Genomic DNA, 19,165 nt, shown 5'->3' with positions numbered 1-19,165 from the left:
TCATAGCCCCTTCCTCTCAGGAGTTAGGGCCTCCGACAAACCCGGGGCGGTTCACTTCTTTGCTGGATCGGGGACAACGGGCCATGCAGTTCTGGCCCAGAATGCCTCTGATGGTGGATGCCGCAGATATATATTAGTACAGCTTCCGGAGACACTTGATGCCAGCAATAAGGATCAGAAGGTCGCAGCTGACTTTTGCAATGCGATGGAGAAACCTCGTAACATTGCCGAACTAACGAAGGAACGTCTCCGGCGGGCCGGCAATAAGCTCAGAGCTGAGCATACTGATACGCAGGGCGATGTCGGCTTCCGAGTCTACAAGCTCGCATCATCGAACCTGAGTGCGTGGGAGCCGGCCGACGACCTTGCCTCGGACCTGCTCGCTGCCGCCGACAACATCGTGCAAGGCCGCAGCGATGACGACCTGTTGATCGAGCTGCTGCTCAAGCAGGGCATCGATCTGACCGAACCGATGGTGACGGAGATGATCGCCGGTGTGCCCGTCCATGCGCTGGGTGGTGGCGTGCTGGTGGTGTGCCTTGCTCCCGTCACCTCAGCAGGGGCCGAAGCGCTGGCGGACGGCATCGTGGACTGGATCGATCGGCTAGACCCGGTGTCGGCCGCCACAATCTTCTTCAAGGATTCCGGCTTCGAGAATGACGTCGCTAAGGCGAACGTCGCCGCGATCCTCGACCAGCGGCTCGACGACAAGCTGTTGAAGGTTCGCAGCCTGTGAAGCTGAATTTCGAGTCCGACCTCGATTACCAGATCCAGGCGATCGAGGCGGTGTGCGACCTGTTCAAGGGACAGGACATTAATCGCACGGAGTTTACCGTCAGTCGCGTCGCGGCAGACGCGGCGCAGGGCGCGCTGGGGCTGGACGAATCTACGCTAGGCATCGGCAACCGCCTGACGCTGCTCGACGACGAGATCCTCGCCAACCTGAATGCAGTGCAGCTCCGCAACGGCCTCGCTCCAGCGGCGGCGCTGACGAACGGCAACTTCACCATCGAGATGGAGACGGGGACGGGAAAGACCTATGTTTATCTTCGCACCGTGTTCGAGCTGAACCGGCGGTTCGGCTTCACCAAGTTCGTCATGGTGGTACCCAGCGTCGCGATCCGCGAAGGCGTGGCGAAGACGATCGAGATGACCGCCGACCATTTCCGCGCGCTCTATGCCGGGGTTGCCGTCGACGCCTTCGTCTATGACAGCGCGAAGCTGGGACAAGTCCGCGACTTCGCCACCGCCTCGACGATCAAGATCATGATCGGCACGATCGGCGCGTTCAACAAGCTCGATACCAACGTGTTCTACACGCCCCACGAAAAGACCGGCGGCGAGAAGCCGGTCGATCTGGTCCGTGCGACCCGGCCGGTGTTGATAGTCGACGAACCGCAATCGGTGCAGGGCCGGGATCCCGACAGCGCCGGCGCGCGGGCGTTGCGCGAGATGCACCCCCTGTGCACGATCGGCTATTCCGCGACCCACCTGCACGCGCACCACATGCTGTACCGGCTTGACGCGATTGACGCTTATGAGCGCAAGCTGGTGAAGCGCATCGACGTGGCCGGTGCCGAAGTGCGCGGCGCGAACAACACCGCCTATGTCAGGCTGGTGTCGGTCAAGACGGCGAAGAACAAGCCACCGGTCGCGACCGTGGAGATCGACTTGCAGGGGCTGGGGCGGTTCGCCGGACCGAGATGACCGTTCGCGACGGTGACGACCTGAAGGACCGCACCAACCGCGACGTGTACCGGGACGTTTCGATCGGCACGATCGAGGGCGGCAAGGGTCGCGAGCTGGTACAGCTCAACATCCCCGGCGATGTCGTCTACCTCCGCCCCGGCCAGGCGCATGGTGACGTTGATCGCGACGGCATCGTCCGCCGGATGATCGAGCGCACCATCCGCGAACATTTCTTGCGCGAGCGCGCGTTCCGCGAACAAGGCCAGCACATTAAGGTGCTCAGCCTGTTCTTCATCGACCGGGTCGAGAACTACCGGGCCTATGCCGAGGACGGTACGCAGGCGCTGGGCAAGTACGGCCGGATGTTCGAGGAGGAATATCGCAAGGTCGCCGGTCACCCGGACTTCCGTGAAACGCTGTTCGCCGGTCGCCAGCCGGAGCCCGAAGCTGCCCATGACGGCTATTTCTCGATCGACAAGAAGGGTGTGCCCGTCGAGGCCGAACTCAACGCGGCCGGGGACTTCCGCAATGCCAGGAGCCGCGAAGAGGCCGAACGCGCCTTTCGCCTCATCATGAGAGAGAAGGAGAAGCTGCTCGACGAAGCCGAACCGCTGCGCTTCATCTTCTCGCACTCGGCGCTCCGCGAGGGATGGGACAACCCCAACGTGTTTCAGATCTGCGCCTTGCGCGAAATGGGAACGAACCGCGAGCGTCGGCAGACGATAGGCCGCGGGCTTCGCCTATGCGTCGATGCCAATGGCGACCGTCGGCGCGACGCGGGGCTGAACGTCCTCACGGTCATCGCCGACGAGAGCTTCGAAGCGTTCGCCGATGGCCTGCAGAAGCAGATCGAAGAGGATCTGGGGATTAGCTTCGGCACCGTCGTCGCCGACAGCTTTGCCGCGCTTGTGTACGAGACGCCGGAAGGCACGCAGCCGATGGGCGTCGCGGAGTCGCGTGCCCTGTTCGATCACCTCCGCGACGAAGGTCTGATCGACGCCGCCGGCAAGATCCAGGACAGTCTGCGCGCGGCGTTGAAGGACAACACGCTGGTACTGCCCGACCGCTTCGCCGCCGTCGCGGCCCCGGCGCGCGCGCTGCTGGTCAAGCTCGCCGGGCGGCTCGATATCCGCAACGCCGACGAACGCCGGACGGTGAAGCTGAACAAGGCGGTATTCCTCAGCGAGGACTTCAAGGAGCTTTGGGATCGGATCAAGCATCGGACCACCTATCGGCTGGCTTTCGATCCCGATGCCCTAATCGCCGACGCTGCCGAACGCATCGCCAATGCTCCCCACGTTGCCCGCGCCCAGCTGCGATGGCGCAAGGCGGGACTCGCGATCGGCCGCGGCGGCGTCGACACCGGCGACGAGACGGCGTCCGGCTTCGTCACTGTTGCCCCCGAAAGCATAGTCGTCCCCGACGTATTGGGCGAGCTTCAGAACCGTACACAGCTGCGCCGCGCGTCGCTGGCGAAGATCCTGATCGACAGTGGCCGGCTCGACGACCTGAAGCTGAACCCTGCGGCTTTTATCGACCAGGCGGCGGACCTGATCGAACGCGCCAAGGTCGCCGCGCTCGTCGCCGGCGTCCGCTATCAGAAAATCGGCGACGACGTCTTCTACGCGCAGGAACTATTCGAGGCGGAAGAGCTGAAGGGCTATCTCGGCCGAATGGTGGAGACGAAGAAGTCGGTGTACGACGCAGTCATCTGGGACTCGTCGACGATCGAACGCCCTTTCGCCGAAGCACTGGACGGTAACGAGGCGGTGAAGGTGTTCGCGAAGCTGCCGTCTTGGTTCAAGGTTGGCACCCCGCTTGGCACCTACAATCCCGACTGGGCGGTGCTGGTCACGACCGAAGCGGGCGAGCGGCTTTACTTCGTCGCGGAGACGAAGGGAGTGCTGCTGATGGAGGACTTGCGCGGGTCCGAAGCGGCGAAGATCGAATGTGGCAAGCGCCACTTTGCCACCATCGAGCGATCGACGACCGAGCCGCTCTTCACCGTTGCCCGCACGGTCGACGACCTGATGACCCACGTCCAGACCTTTTCCCCTTAGAAACCTTTCTGCTGCCGGGACCCTGTCAATAGCTGTTGCATATTCTGCCTATAATGCATAGTTTGCCAACACGGAGGACGGAGATGGCGAGACAGGCGAACCCGGCGAAGATCGCTCTGGCGAAGGCGATTGAGGACAAGGTCGAACGCATGGACTTGGCCAGCCTGTTCGAACTCGCAACTGCCCTGAACGTGCGGGTGCCGACCGCAGCCAAGGCCCTGCTGCCCCGCGCGGCCAAACCCGTGGTCGACAAGCCATCCCGGGAGGACCTCGTCCTCCAGGGCGGCGGCGTGGGTCCGGTCGTATCGGCGTCGGAGGGTGCGCGCCTTCTCGACCAGATCACCGTAGACGTGGACGCGGCCGACTGGGTCGAAAGCGACCTGGTGGGCGCGGGCGACCTCGTCGAGAGGTTGAACATTTCGCGCGGCACGATCGATAACTGGCGCAAGTCGAGCAAGATCGTCGCGCTGCGGAAGGGCCTGCGCAACTACCTCTACCCGCTCCGGCAGTTCGAGCTCCGCCGCCCCGTCGCCGGTCTCGACGAGGTCGCACCGTTCTTCGCCTCACCCGAGGAGACGTGGGAGTGGCTAGTCGCGCCCAACCGCATGACCGAGGGCAAGCCGCCAATCGAAAAGCTGCGCGAGAGGGATGTTGCGATGGTCACGAGCGCTGCAGCGGGCGCGTTTGACTACGCGTGAAGCCACTCACCAACCGGATTCACGAACGGACCGTGACGGCTCGCATTGCCGACTGGCCGCGCATCCTGCCGACACGGCACCGCGCGACGCCGGCCGACGCCGGGTTCGGATCGAGCCGGTTCTCTACGATTTCCGGCTCGTTCCGCGTGCTTTACGCCGCGGAGGACTTCCCGACCGCGTTCGCGGAGGCTGTCGTGCGCGACCGCTTCGAGGGCAAGTCCCGCCGCTTCCTATACCGCCCCTTCCTCGACGGGCTGTGCGTCACCTCGATCGGTTCCGGCCGCGCGCTGAAGCTGATCGACCTGACCGGGGGTGCCGCCTACGAGGCCGGGGTCGACACAGACACCAGCCGCGCCCGCCAGCATTCCAGCGGCCAAGAACTGTCGGAGGCCATCCACAGCCAATTGCCGGACATTGACGGCATCCTTTTCAACTCGCGGCTCACGACCGGACGGTGCCTGGGCATATACAACCGCGCCTTCGCCACGCTTTCCGGAACTACGCCCATCGGCGTGCTCCAGTCGTCGCTCCTCACCGGAGAGCTGACAAGGCTCGGCATAACCGTCCGGCGCAAGCGCGGATACGCCCGGCCATGACCAGCGGCGACCGCGGCACCGATCGTCGGAGCGCCCGATGACCGGTCGGCGCCTCTCGATCCTTTCGCCCAAACGCAACAAGCGGCTCCAGACCGGCTGGGAAGGCTTCTTCCCATACTATGCGGGCTACCCCGAGCACTTCGCCAGGGAGCTGCTCCGGACCGCCAAGCTGCCAAAGGGCGCGGTCGTCCTGGATCCCTGGAACGGCAGCGGCACGACCACCTACACCGCCAGCGGCCTGGGCCTCGACGCGGTCGGCATCGACCTGAACCCGGTAATGATCATCGTCGCCCGCGCGCGCCTCCTCCCGCCGAGCGAGGCGGACCACCTCCGCCCGCTCGCCGCCACGATCCTCTCGCACGCGCACTCGGCATCGGCCCGTCTCGCCGACGACGACCCCCTGCTGACCTGGTTCGACGCGGAGACCGCTACGTTCATCCGCGCGATCGAGCAGAACATCCGCCGCGGCCTGGTCGGCAACATGACCAAGTCGCCAGACGGCGTGAAGCTGGACCGGATCTCGGGCACGGCCGCCACGCTCTACGTCGCGCTCTTCGCCGCGTGCCGCAAGCTGGTGGCGCCGTTCCGATCGTCAAACCCGACCTGGCTGCGCCGGCCGAAGGAAACGGACGCCCGCCTGACGGCCTCGATGATCGAGGTCGCCCGCCTCTTCGGCAACAATGTGCGCGGGATGGCGCGCGCACTCGCCGCCAACCAGCTTGAGCTGCTGGCGACGGGCTCGCCGAAGCAGGGCGGCACCCGCATCGCACTCTCGGACACCGCGATCATGAACCTCGAAGCCGAGAGCGTCGACTTCGTCCTCACGTCCCCGCCTTACTGCACTCGGATCGACTACACCGCGGCCACGCGCATCGAACTCGCGGTCCTCGGGCCACTGCTCGGCACGAACGCCCGCAGCCTGGGGCTCCGCATGATCGGCACCACGCAGGTCCCCAAATCGCAGATCGAGGTTAGCGAGGACTGGGGAGGGACGTGCGCGCGGTTTCTAGAGGAGCTCAGGCGCCACCCGTCCAAGGCGTCGGGCGGATACTACTACCGCACGCACCTCGACTACTTCGATAAGATGTCCCGATCGATGGCCCGGATGTCGACAGCGATGAAGCCTGGCGCGCGCGCAGTGCTGGTCGTCCAGGACTCCTACTACAAGGAGATCCACAACGACCTGCCGACCGTCATCGGCGAGATCGGCAAGGCGCACGGCCTGCGCCTGACCCGGCGCGAGGATTTCCACCTCCGATCGATGTCCGACATCAATCCCGCCCGACTCACTTACAAGCGACCGTCGGGCGCGACCGAATCCGTCCTCTGCTTCGCGAAGAAATGACCCGCACGCGAATTACCGTAGGCGAGATTTCAGCGACTTAGCCGCATCCGCGCACAGGCAAGCGTGGTATTGCATGGAAGAGCGTGGAAGATTACATGGGTGGCATGTCGCGCAGCCTGCCCCTCGCCGAACAGCTCGCCCGCAACGCCAGGCGGCAGCAGGACGCGTATGCCGAGCTGACCAAGGCTCTGGCCGGTGGAAGCGCGGCCGGACGCGAGCGGGCGCAGGCGAAGATCGCCGAACTCACGTCCGAATACCAACGTCTGTCTGACGCACTGCGGTTCAGCGAGCTGGAGGCGCGCGACATCGCCACCCCGCGCGCGCGCAAGCCCGGGAAGCCGCTGCGCGAGATGGCGCTCGACGCGATCGAGGACCTGGGCGTGCCGGCCGCGCCAGCGCTCATCGCCGACCTGATCGCCGCACTGTCGGGCACGCGGCCCTCGCCGTCGCGGTTCGCCAGCCTGAAGCGCGACGAGGAAAACGCGGCCCGGCGCAACATCGCCGCCCGGCCGGCGTGGATCGTGCCCGCGATAAACGCTACGATGCTGACCGCGATCCCGCGCCTGCTGACCAGCTCCGCGTGGAACCTGGAGCGCAGGATCATCGGCGCACGGAGCATGCGCACCGACAACCTGCGGATCGCGATCAGCCTGTCGCACAAGCTGACCCAGCTGCGCGAGATCGGCGCCTCAGAGGCGAAGGGACTGGAACGCCTGCTGTTCCCGTTCGCCCGCTCGATTCCGGGCGCGAACGAGACCGGGCAGCCCATCGAGCCGGCCCGCGTGATCGAGACGGCGGCATCCGAACTCGGCGTCCTCGAACCGGACGACCTGGCGGAGCGCCAAGCGGCGGCCAACCGCCTCGCTGGCGGAAGCACCGGGTTCAAGCTGTGGGGACATCCGGCGCTCCTCGACACGCAGCAGGCCGGCAGGGCCATCCGGTGACCCCAGAGAACCCACGCCTCGCCCGCCTACGCGGCGGTATCGCCCCGGTGGAAGTGGGCGCGCGCGGGATCGAGAGCGTCGCGCGCAACGCCGGCTGCACCAGGCTGCGCGCGATCGTAATCGCGGGCCTGACGCCCGGCGAGGTCATCAAGCACGTCTTCCAGGCAGAGCCCGACATCATGTCGCCGTTCGCCATGACGCTGTCGCAGGCCTTCCAGCGGCGCCTGCTCGGGAACGGCGGGTCCTCTCTACTGACCGCCTACCGCGACAAGGGCATGCTCGGTCAGACCGAGGTCAAGATCACGTCGGTCGCCGACCAGGCGCCGGGCGATTCCGTCGTCGCCCGCCGGCGCCGCGAGGCCGAGACGCAGCGGCTCATCGACCTCAAGCACGCCGGCAACCCGAACGCGCCCAACCTCATCCTGAACCCGCGGCTCCCGCTCGAACTCGTCGGCGTCGACCACCCGATCGAGCTCGACTACATGGTCGCCGCCGACGCCGACCCGTCCTACCGGTTCGGCACAATCAAGTCCTATGCCGACCGCGGCGGGAAGACCGACCAGGCCGACATCCGGGCCGCCTGCCGCGAGGCGGCGGTCGGGACGCTGGCGCTGCGCCAGCACATCACCGCGCGGGGCGGCGACCCGGCCGTCGCGACCGACCGCGTCGACATGGTCCTCCGAGCGCCGGGATCGTTCAACCCCCGCCTGTTCGCCGCCATGCGCGCCGAATCCGAACTGGCGTCTCTGGTCCGCGCGCTGTCCGCCGCGCCTGCGGACCTCGACGAGGTCGAGCGGCTGGTCCCAGCCGGCCGGACCTTCGCGAACGCCCAGGTGGTCGAGCAGCTGCCCAACAACTACCGCTCCGCCTGCAAGGAGCACTGCGCGCTGTGGGAGCGCTGCCGGGCCCAGGCGCTCGCCGGCGGCCAGCCGATCATCCTCGGCGACCTCGCCGCCGAGCAACTCGCGGCGGCCGGTTCGATCGCCCGCGCGATCGACCTGCTCGACGGGCGCGGCCGCCCACCCAACAACCGGGCCGAGGCCGCGCTGTCGGTCGAGCTGCGCGCCGCCTCCGCCCTGCTCGACAGGATCGCCAATGGCTGACCTCTTCCAGGTCACCGCCCGCCTCCGGGCCCTGCAGCGCGGGCAGGCGGTGCCGATCGTGTCGCAGCGCCAGGTCGTGATCCAACCCGACGCGCGGATAATTACGCTGCTCGCGATGGCCGGCGAGGACACGTCGGTGCACGCTGCCGCAATCGGCCGCTTCGGCGACGCGCCGCAGATCGGCATCGTCGCCGACCCCCGCCGCCGCGACGACCAGTATGGGCTGCTGCGCTGGATGCTGCCAATGTTCGAGACCTGCTACGCGGAGTGCCGCGCGGCAGGGACCTTCCCTCAGCTGTGGGTGTCGTCGGCAGGTGCGCTCGGCCACCTCGACACGCTGGCCGACCGACTGCGCTTCACCGACGAGCCCGACATCCAGCGCCTCGGCGAACTCTGGACCTACGCCGGCGAACGGTCGCCGATCGACGGTCAGCAGGCGCTGATCAGCGCGAGCGGCGCTCTCAGGATGCATTTCGCCACCGGGCAGCAGGAGGCGGAGGACGAGCACCTCGGGTCGTTGCTTACCTGGATCGAGCCGACGCCCGGCCGCGACATCTTCGCCGCCGTCGCGACCGCCGAGGAACAGCCGATGGGCGTCAAGACCGACCCCCGGTTCGATCGACGCTGGCTGCAGCCCGCGATCGAGGACTTCCACGCGGCGCAGGAGCAGAGCGAGCGGTCGTTCCACCACGCCCGTATCACCCAGATGCTCGAAGGTGTGCTGCGTCCCATCCACGCAGCCACGCAGCGCGCCTACGCGCTTCTCGACGATCCCCGCTGGCGGCCCAACCCCGCACTCGACGCCCTAGCCGACCAGGAGGCGCGCGAATTCGAGCGCTTTATGGCCGCGCGCGACGAGGGGCACCACCTGCCATACCGCGACAAGCCGAAAGCCGGTGCGATCAAGATCGTCGCGCGGGAGCGCGCCGCCTCGAACCTCGATGCCGGGACGCTGCGGCACGACCGCGCCGCGCGCGAACGGGGCGTAGGTGCAGGGAAGGTCCTGCGTGCCGCGGTTCTCAAGGTCATCGAGCGGCGGATCCGCCCCAAACTGTTCGAATACACGGTCGAGCTCACCACCGCCCAGACCGGGCTCCACCTGCGCGAAGGCGACATCCTGTTCGCGCTCGACGGCCCCACCATCTCGCTGCGCATAGACGCGGTGCAGCGACGGGGAGCGACGACCTGGATCCGCGCGACGGTCGACAAGGGCAAGCGGACGGTGAAGTCCATTCCCGAGAATGCCATCCTCGACCTCGGCCCGGAGGCGCCGAACTGGAACGGCCTCGGCTTCGAGCTGCAGCAGATGAGCATCCGGTTGATGAACCCGCCATGGACGCACGGCAACGCGATGCCCGCGGCCGCTCCCGCCGCACGGCCGATGCCAGCCGACCTGCTCGTCGCCGTCGAGGGCTTGACGTGACGCCCCCGCCCGATCCGCAGGCCGCCGCTGACGCGGCGCTCGCCGATGTCCTTGCCAGCCAGTGGCAAGGCGTACCCGCCGTTGTGCTGCGCTCACCGCCCGGCGCCGGCAAGACGGGCGTCGCGCAACGCGTCGCGCTCCAGAGTGCGCAGCTGCTCGACCAGCGCTGCATGGTCGTGACGCAGACCAACCAACAGGCGTTCGACCTCACCCGGCGGCTCACCGATAACGCCCGGTCGTTCCCAATCCACATGTTCGCCAAGAGCGGTCTAAACATTCCCGACGACGTCGCCAGCCTGCCGAACCTCGTCGTCGTCCACGACGTGGCGAGCCTTCCCCGCGTACCGTCGATCACGATCGGCAACGCCGCGAAGTGGTCGCGTATTGGGACGCCCGAGCGGCGGTTCGACGTCCAGATCGTCGACGAGGCCTTCCAGCTGCCCGACTTCAAGTTCCGGCTGATCTCCAACCTCGCGCCACGGCACGTCCTGATCGGCGATCCCGGGCAGATCGACCCCTTCGTCAACTGCGAGATCGAGCGCTGGCGGTGCGATCCTTCCGGTCCCCAGGTGTCGTGCCCGGAAGCGCTGGTGAACCGCCACCCGTCGGTGCTCCAGCTCCATTTGCCGGTCTCGCGCCGGCTCAACGCCGACACGGTCGCCATTGTGCAGCCTTCGTTCTATCCGAACATGCCGTTCCGCGCGATGAGCTACGATCGCTCGGTCGGCTTCCAGGTCGCTGGCATCATGCCGTTCGACGCCGCGCTCGACGCCGTGGCAAGCGGCTCGTCGATCGTCATGGTCGAACTGCCCGCGCAGATCACCGGCGAGGCCGACGGCGAACTCGCCCAGGAACTCGTCGCATCCATCCACCGACTGCTGATGCGAGGTCCGCGCATGAGCGACGACGGCACCGTCTCCGAGGTCCGGCCCCGCGACATCGGTGTGGTCTGCGCCCACGTCAGCCAGGTCAATGCCGTGCGTGAACGCCTCGGGCCGGGACTGTCGCATATCTTCGTGGAGACGGCTAACCGCTACCAAGGAATCGAGCGGCCCTTCATGTTCGTGCACCATCCGCTCTCCGGCAGAGCCGACGCCACGGCGTTCCACCTCGACGCGGGCCGCCTGTGCGTAATGCTGTCCCGGCATCGCATCGGATGCTGGATCTTCGGGCGTCAAGGCATCAGCGAGCAGCTGATGCGCTTCGCGCCGGCTGGCAACCGCACGCTCGGCATCGACGACGATCCGGAGTACCGCGGCTGGCAGGCGCATCTGACACTGATGCTCGCTCTGGCGCGGTCGAACCGTATGCATCCGGCCGTTCATGGTCTCGTGACCTCCACGGCCAGCGTGATCACCGAGTAGCAGCCGACGGAGCGCCACGCTGGCGGCTCTTTCAGGATAGCACTGGACTGTAGCACACAACCGAGTCACAAGGGCTCCGCGATCCTGCAAGAACCGCGGAAATCCGTGGGTCTGGGGCGACGGTATTTCGGGTTCGAATCCTGTCTCCCGACCAACGCTCTTGGGGGCCTGTAGCTCAATTGGTTAGAGCTGGCCGCTCATAACGGCTAGGTTGCGGGTTCAAGTCCTGCCGGGCCCACCACGAGCGGCGCGAAAAAGGGGCGCCCGGATACCGGACGCCCCTTCATGCGAGAGAAGATGCCGCCGGTGACCGGCGGACAGGCTCACTTCAGATTGTCGACCTTCGCGGCCGCGGCGTCGCGCACGTTGTCGGCAGCGGCGTTCAAATTGTCCGCCTTCGTCTCCAGCACGTTGGAAGCCGTCGCATTGGCGGTATTATCGGCCAGCGCATCCAGATTGTCGGCCTGCGTCTCGATGTTGTCGGCGACCACGTCGGCGTTGTTCTCGATGGCGGCGGCCTCCGGCGACTTAGGACTGCAAGCCGCCACGGACATCAGCCCGGCGGCCGCGAGAACAAAGGCGATCTTCTTCATTCGGGTGCTCCCAAAAGTTCAAACTTTTCGCAACTCGGCTCGATGCCGCCCGCGAACAACCTTCAATAGCGGCGGAAAAGTGGCAGTCAATTGGCAAAGTCACTCCAGCCACGGCTTTGCGACGGGACGATCATTCGCGATTTCGCGGCGTCACCGGCCCCAGTTCTTCGGGCGCGTTCGCCACGATCCACAACATGGCGGTCCAGGCCGCGACGTTCTGGCGCAATTGTTCGGGGCAGCGCAATGCCCGGACAAGCTCGGCATCGAGACCGGCGACGTCATGTTTGCGAATCCTCGCGCCAACCGCTATCGGTCCGCCCGATATTCCCGCCAGATTGAATGGAGCAACGCGCCGCCATGGCCGTTCAGTATACCTACGTCATGAAGGGTCTGACCAAGACCTTCCCGGGCGCCGCCAAGCCGGTCCTCAACAACATCCACCTGCAGTTCCTGCCCGATGCGAAGATCGCGATCATTGGCCCCAACGGCTCGGGCAAGTCGACGCTGATGAAGATCATGGGCGGCATTGATACCGAATTTGTCGGCGAGGCATGGGCGGCCGAAGGCATCAAGGTGGGCTATCTGCCGCAGGAACCGCACCTTGACCCGGCGCGGACGGTCCTGGAAAACGTCAAGCTCGGCGCCGGTCCGGCCGCGGCGATGGTCGAGCGGTTCAATGCGATCTCGGCGGAGATGGGCGATCCGCGCGACGATACCGATTTCGACGCGCTGATGGAGGAGATGGGCGAGCTCCAGACCAAGATCGACGCGGTCGACGGCTGGAGCCTCGACAGCCAGCTCGAACAGGCGATGGAGGCATTGCGCTGTCCGCCGAGCGATTCGCCCGTGACCAATCTGTCGGGCGGGGAGAAGCGGCGCGTCGCCTTGTGCCGGCTGCTGCTCGAAAAGCCCGCCATCCTGCTGCTCGACGAGCCGACGAACCATCTCGATGCCGAAAGCGTCGCGTGGCTGGAAAACTACCTGAAGGAATATGCCGGCAACGTCATCCTCGTGACGCACGACCGCTACTTCCTCGACAATGTCGTCAACTGGGTGCTCGAGCTCGATCGCGGCCGCTATTATACCTACGAGTCCAATTATTCCGGCTATCTGGAAAAGAAGGCCAGGCGGATGGAGCAGGAGGAGCGCGAGGAGGAGGGTCGGCAGAAGGCGATCCGCGACGAACTCGACTGGATGCGCCAGACGCCGAAGGCGCGCCAGACCAAGTCCAAGGCCCGCATCCGCGCGTTCGACGAACTGGTCGAAAAGCAGGAGAATCGCGCGGTCGGCAAGGCGCAGATCCTGATCCAGATCCCCGAGCGGCTGGGCGGCAAGGTCATCGAGGCCAAGGGGCTGGCCAAGGCATATGGCGACAAATTGCTGTTCGAGGGGCTGGACTTCACCCTGCCGCCGGGCGGCATCGTCGGCGTGATCGGACCCAATGGCGCGGGCAAGTCGACGCTGTTCAAGCTCATCACCGGCCAGGAACAGCCCGATGGCGGCACGATCGAGGTCGGCCAGACGGTCAAGCTCGGCTATGTCGACCAGTCGCGCGACGACCTCAACCCTGCCAACAACGTCTGGGAAGAGATCAGCGACAAGCTGGAGGTGTTCCGTTTCGGCAAGCAGGAACTGGGCACGCGAGCCTATGTCGGCGCGTTCAATTTCAAGGGGCAGGACCAGCAGAAAAAGGTCGGCCAGCTATCGGGCGGCGAGCGCAACCGCGTCCACATCGCCAAGATGCTGAAGCAGGGCGGCAACGTCCTGCTGCTCGACGAGCCGACCAACGACCTCGACGTCGAAACGCTGCGCGCGCTCGAGGAAGCATTGGAGACGTTTGCGGGATGCGCGGTGGTGATCAGCCACGACCGCTTCTTCCTCGATCGGCTGTGCACCCACATCCTGGCGTTCGAAGGCGACAGCCACGTCGAATGGTTCGAGGGGAATTACGACAGCTATGAAGAAGACAAGAGGCGCCGGCTGGGCGATGCGGCCGATCGGCCGACAAGGCTGGCGTACAAGAAGCTGACGCGGTGATGTCCTTCCCGTGATCGGCCGTTCCGGCGTCATCGATCAGCGACCTCAACACCCGGAATATGGTGCTTTCATGTTGATCCGTCACCCCGGCCTTCGAGCCGGGGTCCCGCTTCCCTGACAGTGATAAGCGGGACGCCGGCGCAAGGCAGGAGTGACGATGAACGTGGTCGAGCCGATCTCATCACGGGCCGGGTGCCGGTAGGGAGGGCGCTTGCCGGATACCGGGCGTATCCGGCAAGCGCCCTTGAGATGGTGAGGGCAATCCCAAGACATCGAGAAGTGCCCAAAGGAGAACCCAAAGCCGGCGCGCGAACGATCAGCTCCGGTAATGGGCGTTGATCGAGATGTAGCCGTGGGTCAGGTCGCACGTCCAGACCGTCGCGCAACCCTCGCCAAGTCCCAGGTCGACGCCGATATCGATATCGCTGCCCTTCAGGTGCGCGCTGACCGGCGCTTCGTCATAGCCGTCGACCGCCAGCCCGTCGCGCGCGACCTGGGTCGTGCCGAAACGGATCGCCAGCCGGTCGCGCTCGGCGGGTTCGCCGGCCTTGCCGACCGCCATCACGACACGGCCCCAATTGGCGTCCTCGCCGGCGATCGCGGTCTTGACCAGCGGCGAGTTGGCGATGCTCATCGCGACGCGGTGCGCGCTGGCATCGCTCTCCGCGCCGGCCACTTCGATGGTGACGAACTTGGTGGCGCCCTCGCCGTCGCGCACCACCAGATGAGCGAGTTGCCGGCACAGGTCGGTCAGCGCCGCGCGGAACGCGTCGGCGCCGGGATCGTCGTCGTCGGCGATCGGCGCGTTGCCCGCCGCCCCCGTCGCGAAGGCCAGCACGGTGTCGCTGGTCGAGGTATCGCTGTCGACGGTGATGCACGAAAAGCTCTTGTGGTTGGCGTCGGCCAGCGCCTTTTGCAGCCACGCCGGATCGATCGCCGCGTCGGTGAAGATGAAGCCGAGCATCGTCGCCATGTCGGGCATGATCATCCCCGACCCCTTGATGATGCCGACCAGGCCGACCGTCTGTCCTGAGCCTGTCGAAGGATCGCCGATGACCGCGCGCGTCACCGCCGCCTTGGCGAACGTGTCGGTGGTCATGATCGTCTCGGCGGCGGTTTGCCAGCCGCACGGCGCGGCGGTGAACGCGGCGTCGAGCCCCGCTTCGGCCTTGTCGAGCGGCAGCGGCACGCCGATCACCCCGGTCGAGGCGAGGAACACGTCCGACGGCTGGCAATGCAGGTGCCGCGCCACGCGCGCCGCCAGGCCCTCGACCGCGGCGCGTCCGCGATCGCCGGTGAACGCATTCGAATTGCCGGCATTGACCACCAAGGCGGTCGCCTTGCCCAGCACCAGCGCGCGCCGGCACCATTCGACCTCGGGAGAGGGACAGCGGCTGTTGGTCAGCACGCCGGCGACGGTGGTGTCCGGGCCGAACGTCACCAGCGTCAGGTCGCACCGGTCCCATGTCTTGTAGCCCGCGCGGGCGACGCGGCGCGCGACGCCGCCAATCTCGGGCAGGTCGGGAAAGGCGGCGGGGGCGAGCGGGGAGGGGCTGGTCATGCGCCTTCATAGCGGCGGCGCGATGCCAGGCAATCGCGCGGGTGGTCGTGCCGTCGATGATCGGCTAGCATCGCGCCGCGAAGCGATCGGGGAGCGGCATGCGGGTAGCGGGCAGGATAGCGATAGCGGCGACCGGGCTGGCAATGGCCAATGCGGCGCTGGCCCAGGACGGTCCGCCGGCCAGGGCGGTGCCGATCGGCGATCCGGCGTCATGGGTGCCCGAAAGCGCCTATCCCGAACTGGCGAAGCGATCGGGCGAGCAGGGGCGCGTCGCGTTCACGCTCGATGTCGACGAAACCGGACAGGTGGTGAACTGCAAGGTGACCAAGACCTCCGAATCGCCGCTGCTCGACGAGACCGCCTGTTACCTGATGACCACCAACGGCCGCTTCGCCCCGCCCAGGGACAACAAGGGCAGGGCGGTGCCGGGCCGCTGGTCGTCGGCGATCACCTGGCGGCTGGCGCCCGTCCCGGCGCCGGTGGTGGCGCCCGTGCCGGTGCCGACCGCCACGGCAACGCCGCGCGCCGCGCGTTGACCTCGCCTGCAAAGTGCATGGACCTTTAACGTTCCCCCCATTATGCGTCGCCGGTCATTGCGCAAAGTCGATCGTTTGAACCTGCTGCTGCTCCTGTCCGCTTTGTTGTCCGCGCTGGGCGGCGGCACGGACGCGCGCGTGCCGCTGGCCCCGGCGACGCTCAGCCGCAATGTCGCCCGCCTTGCCACCGCGAGCGCCGCCGCCCGGCTGCGCATCGCCGCCAGCCGCCCGGTCGCGGCGATGCCGCGTGTGGCGGATGTCCTCCTGCGGTCCGGCCGCGCCTTTGCGCTCGCCGCCGCCGTCCCGGCCTTTGCGAGCCGCCGGCGCGAATAACGCGCGCGTCATATGCGGCTCCGGCCGTCATCGTCTCTCGATCCATGCCGCGCGTCGCCTCGGCCGCGGCCCGTGACTTCATAGGAATTCATCATGCTCGGCGGCCTTGCCAAATCGCTCTTCGGGTCGTCCAACGACCGCTACGTCAAGTCGCTCGGCGCGATCGTCGACCGGGTCAACGGCCTCGAACCCCGGATGACGGCGCTGGACGATGCCGAACTGGCCAACCAGACGGTCGTGCTGCGCGAGCGGCTGGCGGGGGGCGAGACCCTCGACGCAATCCTGCCCGAGGCGTTCGCGACCGTCCGCGAAGCCGCGAAGCGAACGCTGGGCCAGCGCCATTACGACGTTCAGATGATCGGCGGCATCGTCCTCCATCGCGGTGAAATCGCCGAAATGCGCACCGGAGAAGGCAAAACCCTCGTCGCGACCCTCGCCGTATACCTGAACGCCCTCCCCGCCACAGGCGTCCACGTCATCACGGTCAACGACTATCTGGCGGCGCGCGACGCCGAGTGGATGGGGCGCGTATATCGTTTCCTTGGCATGACGGTGGGCGTCATCATCCCCAATTTGACCGACCAGCAGCGCAAGGACGCCTATGCAGCTGATATCACCTATGGCACCAATAATGAATTCGGATTCGACTATCTGCGTGACAACATGAAATATGAACGCGCCTCGATGGTCCAGCGCGCGTTCAACATGGCGATCGTCGACGAGGTCGATTCGGTGCTGATCGACGAGGCGCGCACGCCACTGATTATTTCCGGCCCCACTGACGACAAGTCCGAGCTATACAAGCAGGTCGACGCTGTGGTGAAGCAGCTTGCCCCCGATACGTATGAAAAGGACGAGAAGCAGAAGTCGGTGATCCTGACCGAGGACGGCACCGAACTCGTTGAACGCAAGCTGGAGGATGCCGGGCTGCTCGAGGGCGCCAATCTCTATGATTTTGAAAATACGCAGGTGGTCCATCACCTCAACCAGGCAATGCGCGCGAACATGATGTTCAAGCGCGACACCGATTATATCGTCAAGGACGGCAAGGTCATCATCATCGACGAGTTCACCGGCCGGATGATGGACGGCCGCCGCTGGTCGGACGGTCTGCACCAGGCGATCGAGGCGAAGGAAGGCGTAGAGATCGAACCCGAGAACCAGACCATGGCCTCGATCACCTTCCAGAACTATTTCCGCATGTACCCAAAGCTGGCGGGGATGACCGGCACCGCGGCGACCGAAGCGGCCGAGTTCTACGACATCTACAAGATGAACGTCGTCACCATCCCGACCAACGTTCCCGTCAAGCGGGCCGACGAGGAGGATACGTTTTACAAGAGCCTTGAGGACAAATTTCGCGGCATTGCCCGCGCGATCAAAGAGCAGTCGGAACTTGGCCAGCCGGTGTTGGTCGGCACCGTCTCGATTGAGAAATCCGAACTGCTCGCCGAATTCCTGATTCAGGAGGGCGTGGCGCACAAGGTGCTCAACGCACGCTATCACGAGATGGAGGCGCATATCGTCGCTCAGGCAGGCCGCGCTGGCGCCGTCACGATCGCCACCAACATGGCCGGTCGCGGCACTGACATCCAGCTCGGCGGCAACCTGGAGTTTCGCGTTGCCGACGAACTCGCCGCCATGCCGGAAGGCCCAGAGCGCGATGCGGCGACCTCGCGCATCCGCCAGGAGATTGCCGACGAAAAGCAGCGCGTGCTGGCCGCCGGCGGGCTGTTCGTGCTGGCGACCGAGCGCCACGAAAGCCGCCGCATCGACAACCAGCTGCGCGGACGTTCCGGGCGTCAAGGAGATCCCGGGCTGAGCCGATTCTACCTCAGCCTGGACGATGATTTGTTGCGCATCTTCGGGCCCAACACGCTGTTTGCCAAGATGATGCGTTCCAGCCTGGAGGATGGCGAGGCGCTGCCCCCGTCGAAATGGATGTCGAAGGCGATCGAGACCGCGCAGAAGAAGGTCGAGGCGCGCAACTACGATATCCGCAAGCAGGTTGTCGAGTATGACGATGTCATGAACGACCAGCGCAAGGTGGTGTACGACCAGCGTTCGGACATCATGGATGCCGACGCGGTCGGCGATATCGTTGCCGACATGCGCGCCGAAACTGTCAACGCGATTGTCGGTGAAGCGTGCCCGCCCAATTCCTATGCCGAGCAATGGGATGTGGAGAGCATGAAAGCCAAGGTCGGCGAGTTGCTCAATATCCAGCCGCCGATCGACGACTGGTTGAACGAGGAGTCGGTCGATGCCGAAATGATCGAGCAACGGCTTCGTGATGCCGCGGACGCGATGATTGCTGGTAAGGCCGAGGAGATTGAGTCCGCTACCTGGATCCAGATCGAGAAATCAATCCTGCTGCAGAATCTCGACCATCATTGGAAAGAACATCTGGCGACGCTCGATGCGCTGCGCCAAGTCATTCACCTGCGTGCCTATGCGCAGAAGACACCGATCAACGAATACAAGCAAGAGGCGTTCGCGCTGTTCGAGCGGATGCTGTCGTCGATCCGTGAAGACGTTACGAAGACCATCGCCTTCGCACAATTCCGGTTCGAGGCGCAGTCCGAATTACCGGCGCTGCCTGATTTCCTTACCGCCCATTTCGATCCGTTTACGGGCGAGGACGACAGCGCTGATTTTGCCGGCGGCGCGCTCGGCACGGTCACTACCAGCATGCCGCCCTTGTCGATCATCAGGCCGGAGGCGGTTGACATTGGCGAGGATCCTGCTGGCTGGGCCGGCAAGGTCAGCCGCAACGCGCCATGCCCGTGCGGATCGGGCCGAAAGTACAAGCATTGCCACGGCCAGGCCGGCTGAAGTAGCGGCCAGTCAGGCCGGTCTGAATGGCGAGGCAGGGGACTGATC

Annotated in this window: 15 protein-coding genes, 1 tRNA gene and 1 pseudogene; 15 read left to right on the top strand and 2 right to left on the bottom strand. The window is 65.8% G+C overall.

Annotated elements, in window-relative coordinates; genetic code table 11:
- The 11 genes and pseudogenes from ACFE7K_RS01675 to ACFE7K_RS01625 all read left to right on the top strand — a co-directional run.
- Window positions 1–736: pseudogene (locus tag ACFE7K_RS01675) on the top strand (site-specific DNA-methyltransferase); the annotation flags it as partial.
- A complete protein-coding gene (locus tag ACFE7K_RS01670; RefSeq protein ID WP_375396411.1) occupies window positions 733–1,707 on the top strand; it encodes a DEAD/DEAH box helicase family protein in 975 nt (324 codons plus the stop codon). The pseudogene ACFE7K_RS01675 and the gene ACFE7K_RS01670, both read left to right, overlap by 4 nt.
- Window positions 1,704–3,749, top strand: coding sequence for a hypothetical protein (locus tag ACFE7K_RS01665; protein WP_375396410.1), 2,046 nt, complete (start codon window positions 1,704–1,706; stop codon window positions 3,747–3,749). The genes ACFE7K_RS01670 and ACFE7K_RS01665 overlap by 4 nt, the downstream gene beginning before the upstream one ends.
- A gap of 83 nt (window positions 3,750–3,832) precedes the next feature.
- The gene (locus tag ACFE7K_RS01660; protein WP_375396409.1) at window positions 3,833–4,447 is read left to right on the top strand and encodes a hypothetical protein; all 615 of its coding nucleotides are present in this window, start codon (window positions 3,833–3,835) and stop codon (window positions 4,445–4,447) included.
- The gene (locus tag ACFE7K_RS01655) at window positions 4,444–5,043 is read left to right on the top strand and encodes an RES family NAD+ phosphorylase (protein WP_375396408.1); all 600 of its coding nucleotides are present in this window, start codon (window positions 4,444–4,446) and stop codon (window positions 5,041–5,043) included. The genes ACFE7K_RS01660 and ACFE7K_RS01655 overlap by 4 nt, the downstream gene beginning before the upstream one ends.
- Before the next feature lie 37 nt (window positions 5,044–5,080).
- The gene (locus ACFE7K_RS01650) at window positions 5,081–6,388 is read left to right on the top strand and encodes a DNA methyltransferase (RefSeq protein ID WP_375396407.1); all 1,308 of its coding nucleotides are present in this window, start codon (window positions 5,081–5,083) and stop codon (window positions 6,386–6,388) included.
- Between the two features lie 104 nt (window positions 6,389–6,492).
- Window positions 6,493–7,332, top strand: coding sequence for a hypothetical protein (locus ACFE7K_RS01645; RefSeq protein WP_375396406.1), 840 nt, complete (start codon window positions 6,493–6,495; stop codon window positions 7,330–7,332).
- On the top strand, window positions 7,329–8,435 hold the full coding sequence (locus ACFE7K_RS01640; protein ID WP_375396405.1) for a hypothetical protein: 1,107 nt from the start codon (window positions 7,329–7,331) through the stop codon (window positions 8,433–8,435). The genes ACFE7K_RS01645 and ACFE7K_RS01640 overlap by 4 nt, the downstream gene beginning before the upstream one ends.
- Window positions 8,428–9,858 (top strand): hypothetical protein, encoded by a 1,431-nt coding sequence (locus ACFE7K_RS01635; RefSeq protein ID WP_375396404.1) that lies wholly within the window; start codon window positions 8,428–8,430, stop codon window positions 9,856–9,858. The genes ACFE7K_RS01640 and ACFE7K_RS01635 overlap by 8 nt, the downstream gene beginning before the upstream one ends.
- Window positions 9,855–11,222, top strand: a complete 1,368-nt coding sequence (locus ACFE7K_RS01630) for an AAA domain-containing protein (RefSeq protein WP_375396403.1) — start codon at window positions 9,855–9,857, stop codon at window positions 11,220–11,222. The genes ACFE7K_RS01635 and ACFE7K_RS01630 overlap by 4 nt, the downstream gene beginning before the upstream one ends.
- A gap of 164 nt (window positions 11,223–11,386) precedes the next feature.
- A tRNA-Ile gene (locus ACFE7K_RS01625) sits at window positions 11,387–11,463 on the top strand.
- An 82-nt stretch (window positions 11,464–11,545) separates the two neighbouring features.
- On the opposite strand, the gene ACFE7K_RS01620 is transcribed toward ACFE7K_RS01625, so the two are convergent.
- Window positions 11,546–11,815, bottom strand: a complete 270-nt coding sequence (locus ACFE7K_RS01620; protein ID WP_375396402.1) for a hypothetical protein — start codon at window positions 11,813–11,815, stop codon at window positions 11,546–11,548.
- Window positions 11,816–12,172: 357 nt separating this feature from the next.
- On the opposite strand from ACFE7K_RS01620, the gene ettA reads away from it, so the two are divergent.
- Window positions 12,173–13,852: an energy-dependent translational throttle protein EttA gene (gene ettA / locus ACFE7K_RS01615; protein WP_375396401.1), complete on the top strand. Its 1,680-nt coding sequence runs from the start codon at window positions 12,173–12,175 to the stop codon at window positions 13,850–13,852.
- A gap of 316 nt (window positions 13,853–14,168) precedes the next feature.
- Here the strand turns inward: ettA and argJ are convergent, their stop codons facing one another.
- Entirely contained in the window at window positions 14,169–15,413 is a 1,245-nt protein-coding gene (gene argJ, locus ACFE7K_RS01610) for a bifunctional glutamate N-acetyltransferase/amino-acid acetyltransferase ArgJ (RefSeq protein ID WP_375396400.1), read from the bottom strand.
- Between the two features lie 98 nt (window positions 15,414–15,511).
- Here argJ and ACFE7K_RS01605 point away from each other — a divergent pair, with 98 nt between their 5' ends.
- From ACFE7K_RS01605 to secA, 3 genes are all read left to right on the top strand, one after another.
- Window positions 15,512–15,949, top strand: coding sequence for an energy transducer TonB (locus ACFE7K_RS01605; protein ID WP_375396399.1), 438 nt, complete (start codon window positions 15,512–15,514; stop codon window positions 15,947–15,949).
- A gap of 75 nt (window positions 15,950–16,024) precedes the next feature.
- Window positions 16,025–16,282, top strand: a complete 258-nt coding sequence (locus tag ACFE7K_RS01600; protein ID WP_375396398.1) for a hypothetical protein — start codon at window positions 16,025–16,027, stop codon at window positions 16,280–16,282.
- Between the two features lie 93 nt (window positions 16,283–16,375).
- A complete protein-coding gene (secA, locus tag ACFE7K_RS01595; RefSeq protein ID WP_375396397.1) occupies window positions 16,376–19,117 on the top strand; it encodes a preprotein translocase subunit SecA in 2,742 nt (913 codons plus the stop codon).
- The last annotated feature ends 48 nt before the right edge of the window (window positions 19,118–19,165 follow it).

The sequence above is a fragment of the uncultured Sphingomonas sp. genome, from assembly GCF_964244265.1.
Taxonomy (GTDB): domain Bacteria; phylum Pseudomonadota; class Alphaproteobacteria; order Sphingomonadales; family Sphingomonadaceae; genus Sphingomonas.
The sequence above is the reverse complement of the archived record's forward strand: the minus strand, read 5'-3'. Positions and strand labels throughout refer to the sequence as shown.

What these genes read in the sequence shown, in the direction of transcription:
- argJ (WP_375396400.1), bottom strand. Translation starts at nt 15,413, where the DNA reads ATGACCAGCCCCTCCCCGCTCGCCCCCGCCGCCTTTCCCGACCTGCCC.
- ACFE7K_RS01645 (WP_375396406.1), top strand. Translation starts at nt 6,493, where the DNA reads ATGTCGCGCAGCCTGCCCCTCGCCGAACAGCTCGCCCGCAACGCCAGG.
- ACFE7K_RS01635 (WP_375396404.1), top strand. Translation starts at nt 8,428, where the DNA reads ATGGCTGACCTCTTCCAGGTCACCGCCCGCCTCCGGGCCCTGCAGCGC.
- ACFE7K_RS01650 (WP_375396407.1), top strand. Translation starts at nt 5,081, where the DNA reads ATGACCGGTCGGCGCCTCTCGATCCTTTCGCCCAAACGCAACAAGCGG.
- ACFE7K_RS01605 (WP_375396399.1), top strand. Translation starts at nt 15,512, where the DNA reads ATGCGGGTAGCGGGCAGGATAGCGATAGCGGCGACCGGGCTGGCAATG.
- ACFE7K_RS01620 (WP_375396402.1), bottom strand. Translation starts at nt 11,815, where the DNA reads ATGAAGAAGATCGCCTTTGTTCTCGCGGCCGCCGGGCTGATGTCCGTG.
- ettA (WP_375396401.1), top strand. Translation starts at nt 12,173, where the DNA reads ATGGCCGTTCAGTATACCTACGTCATGAAGGGTCTGACCAAGACCTTC.
- ACFE7K_RS01660 (WP_375396409.1), top strand. Translation starts at nt 3,833, where the DNA reads ATGGCGAGACAGGCGAACCCGGCGAAGATCGCTCTGGCGAAGGCGATT.
- secA (WP_375396397.1), top strand. Translation starts at nt 16,376, where the DNA reads ATGCTCGGCGGCCTTGCCAAATCGCTCTTCGGGTCGTCCAACGACCGC.
- ACFE7K_RS01665 (WP_375396410.1), top strand. Translation starts at nt 1,704, where the DNA reads ATGACCGTTCGCGACGGTGACGACCTGAAGGACCGCACCAACCGCGAC.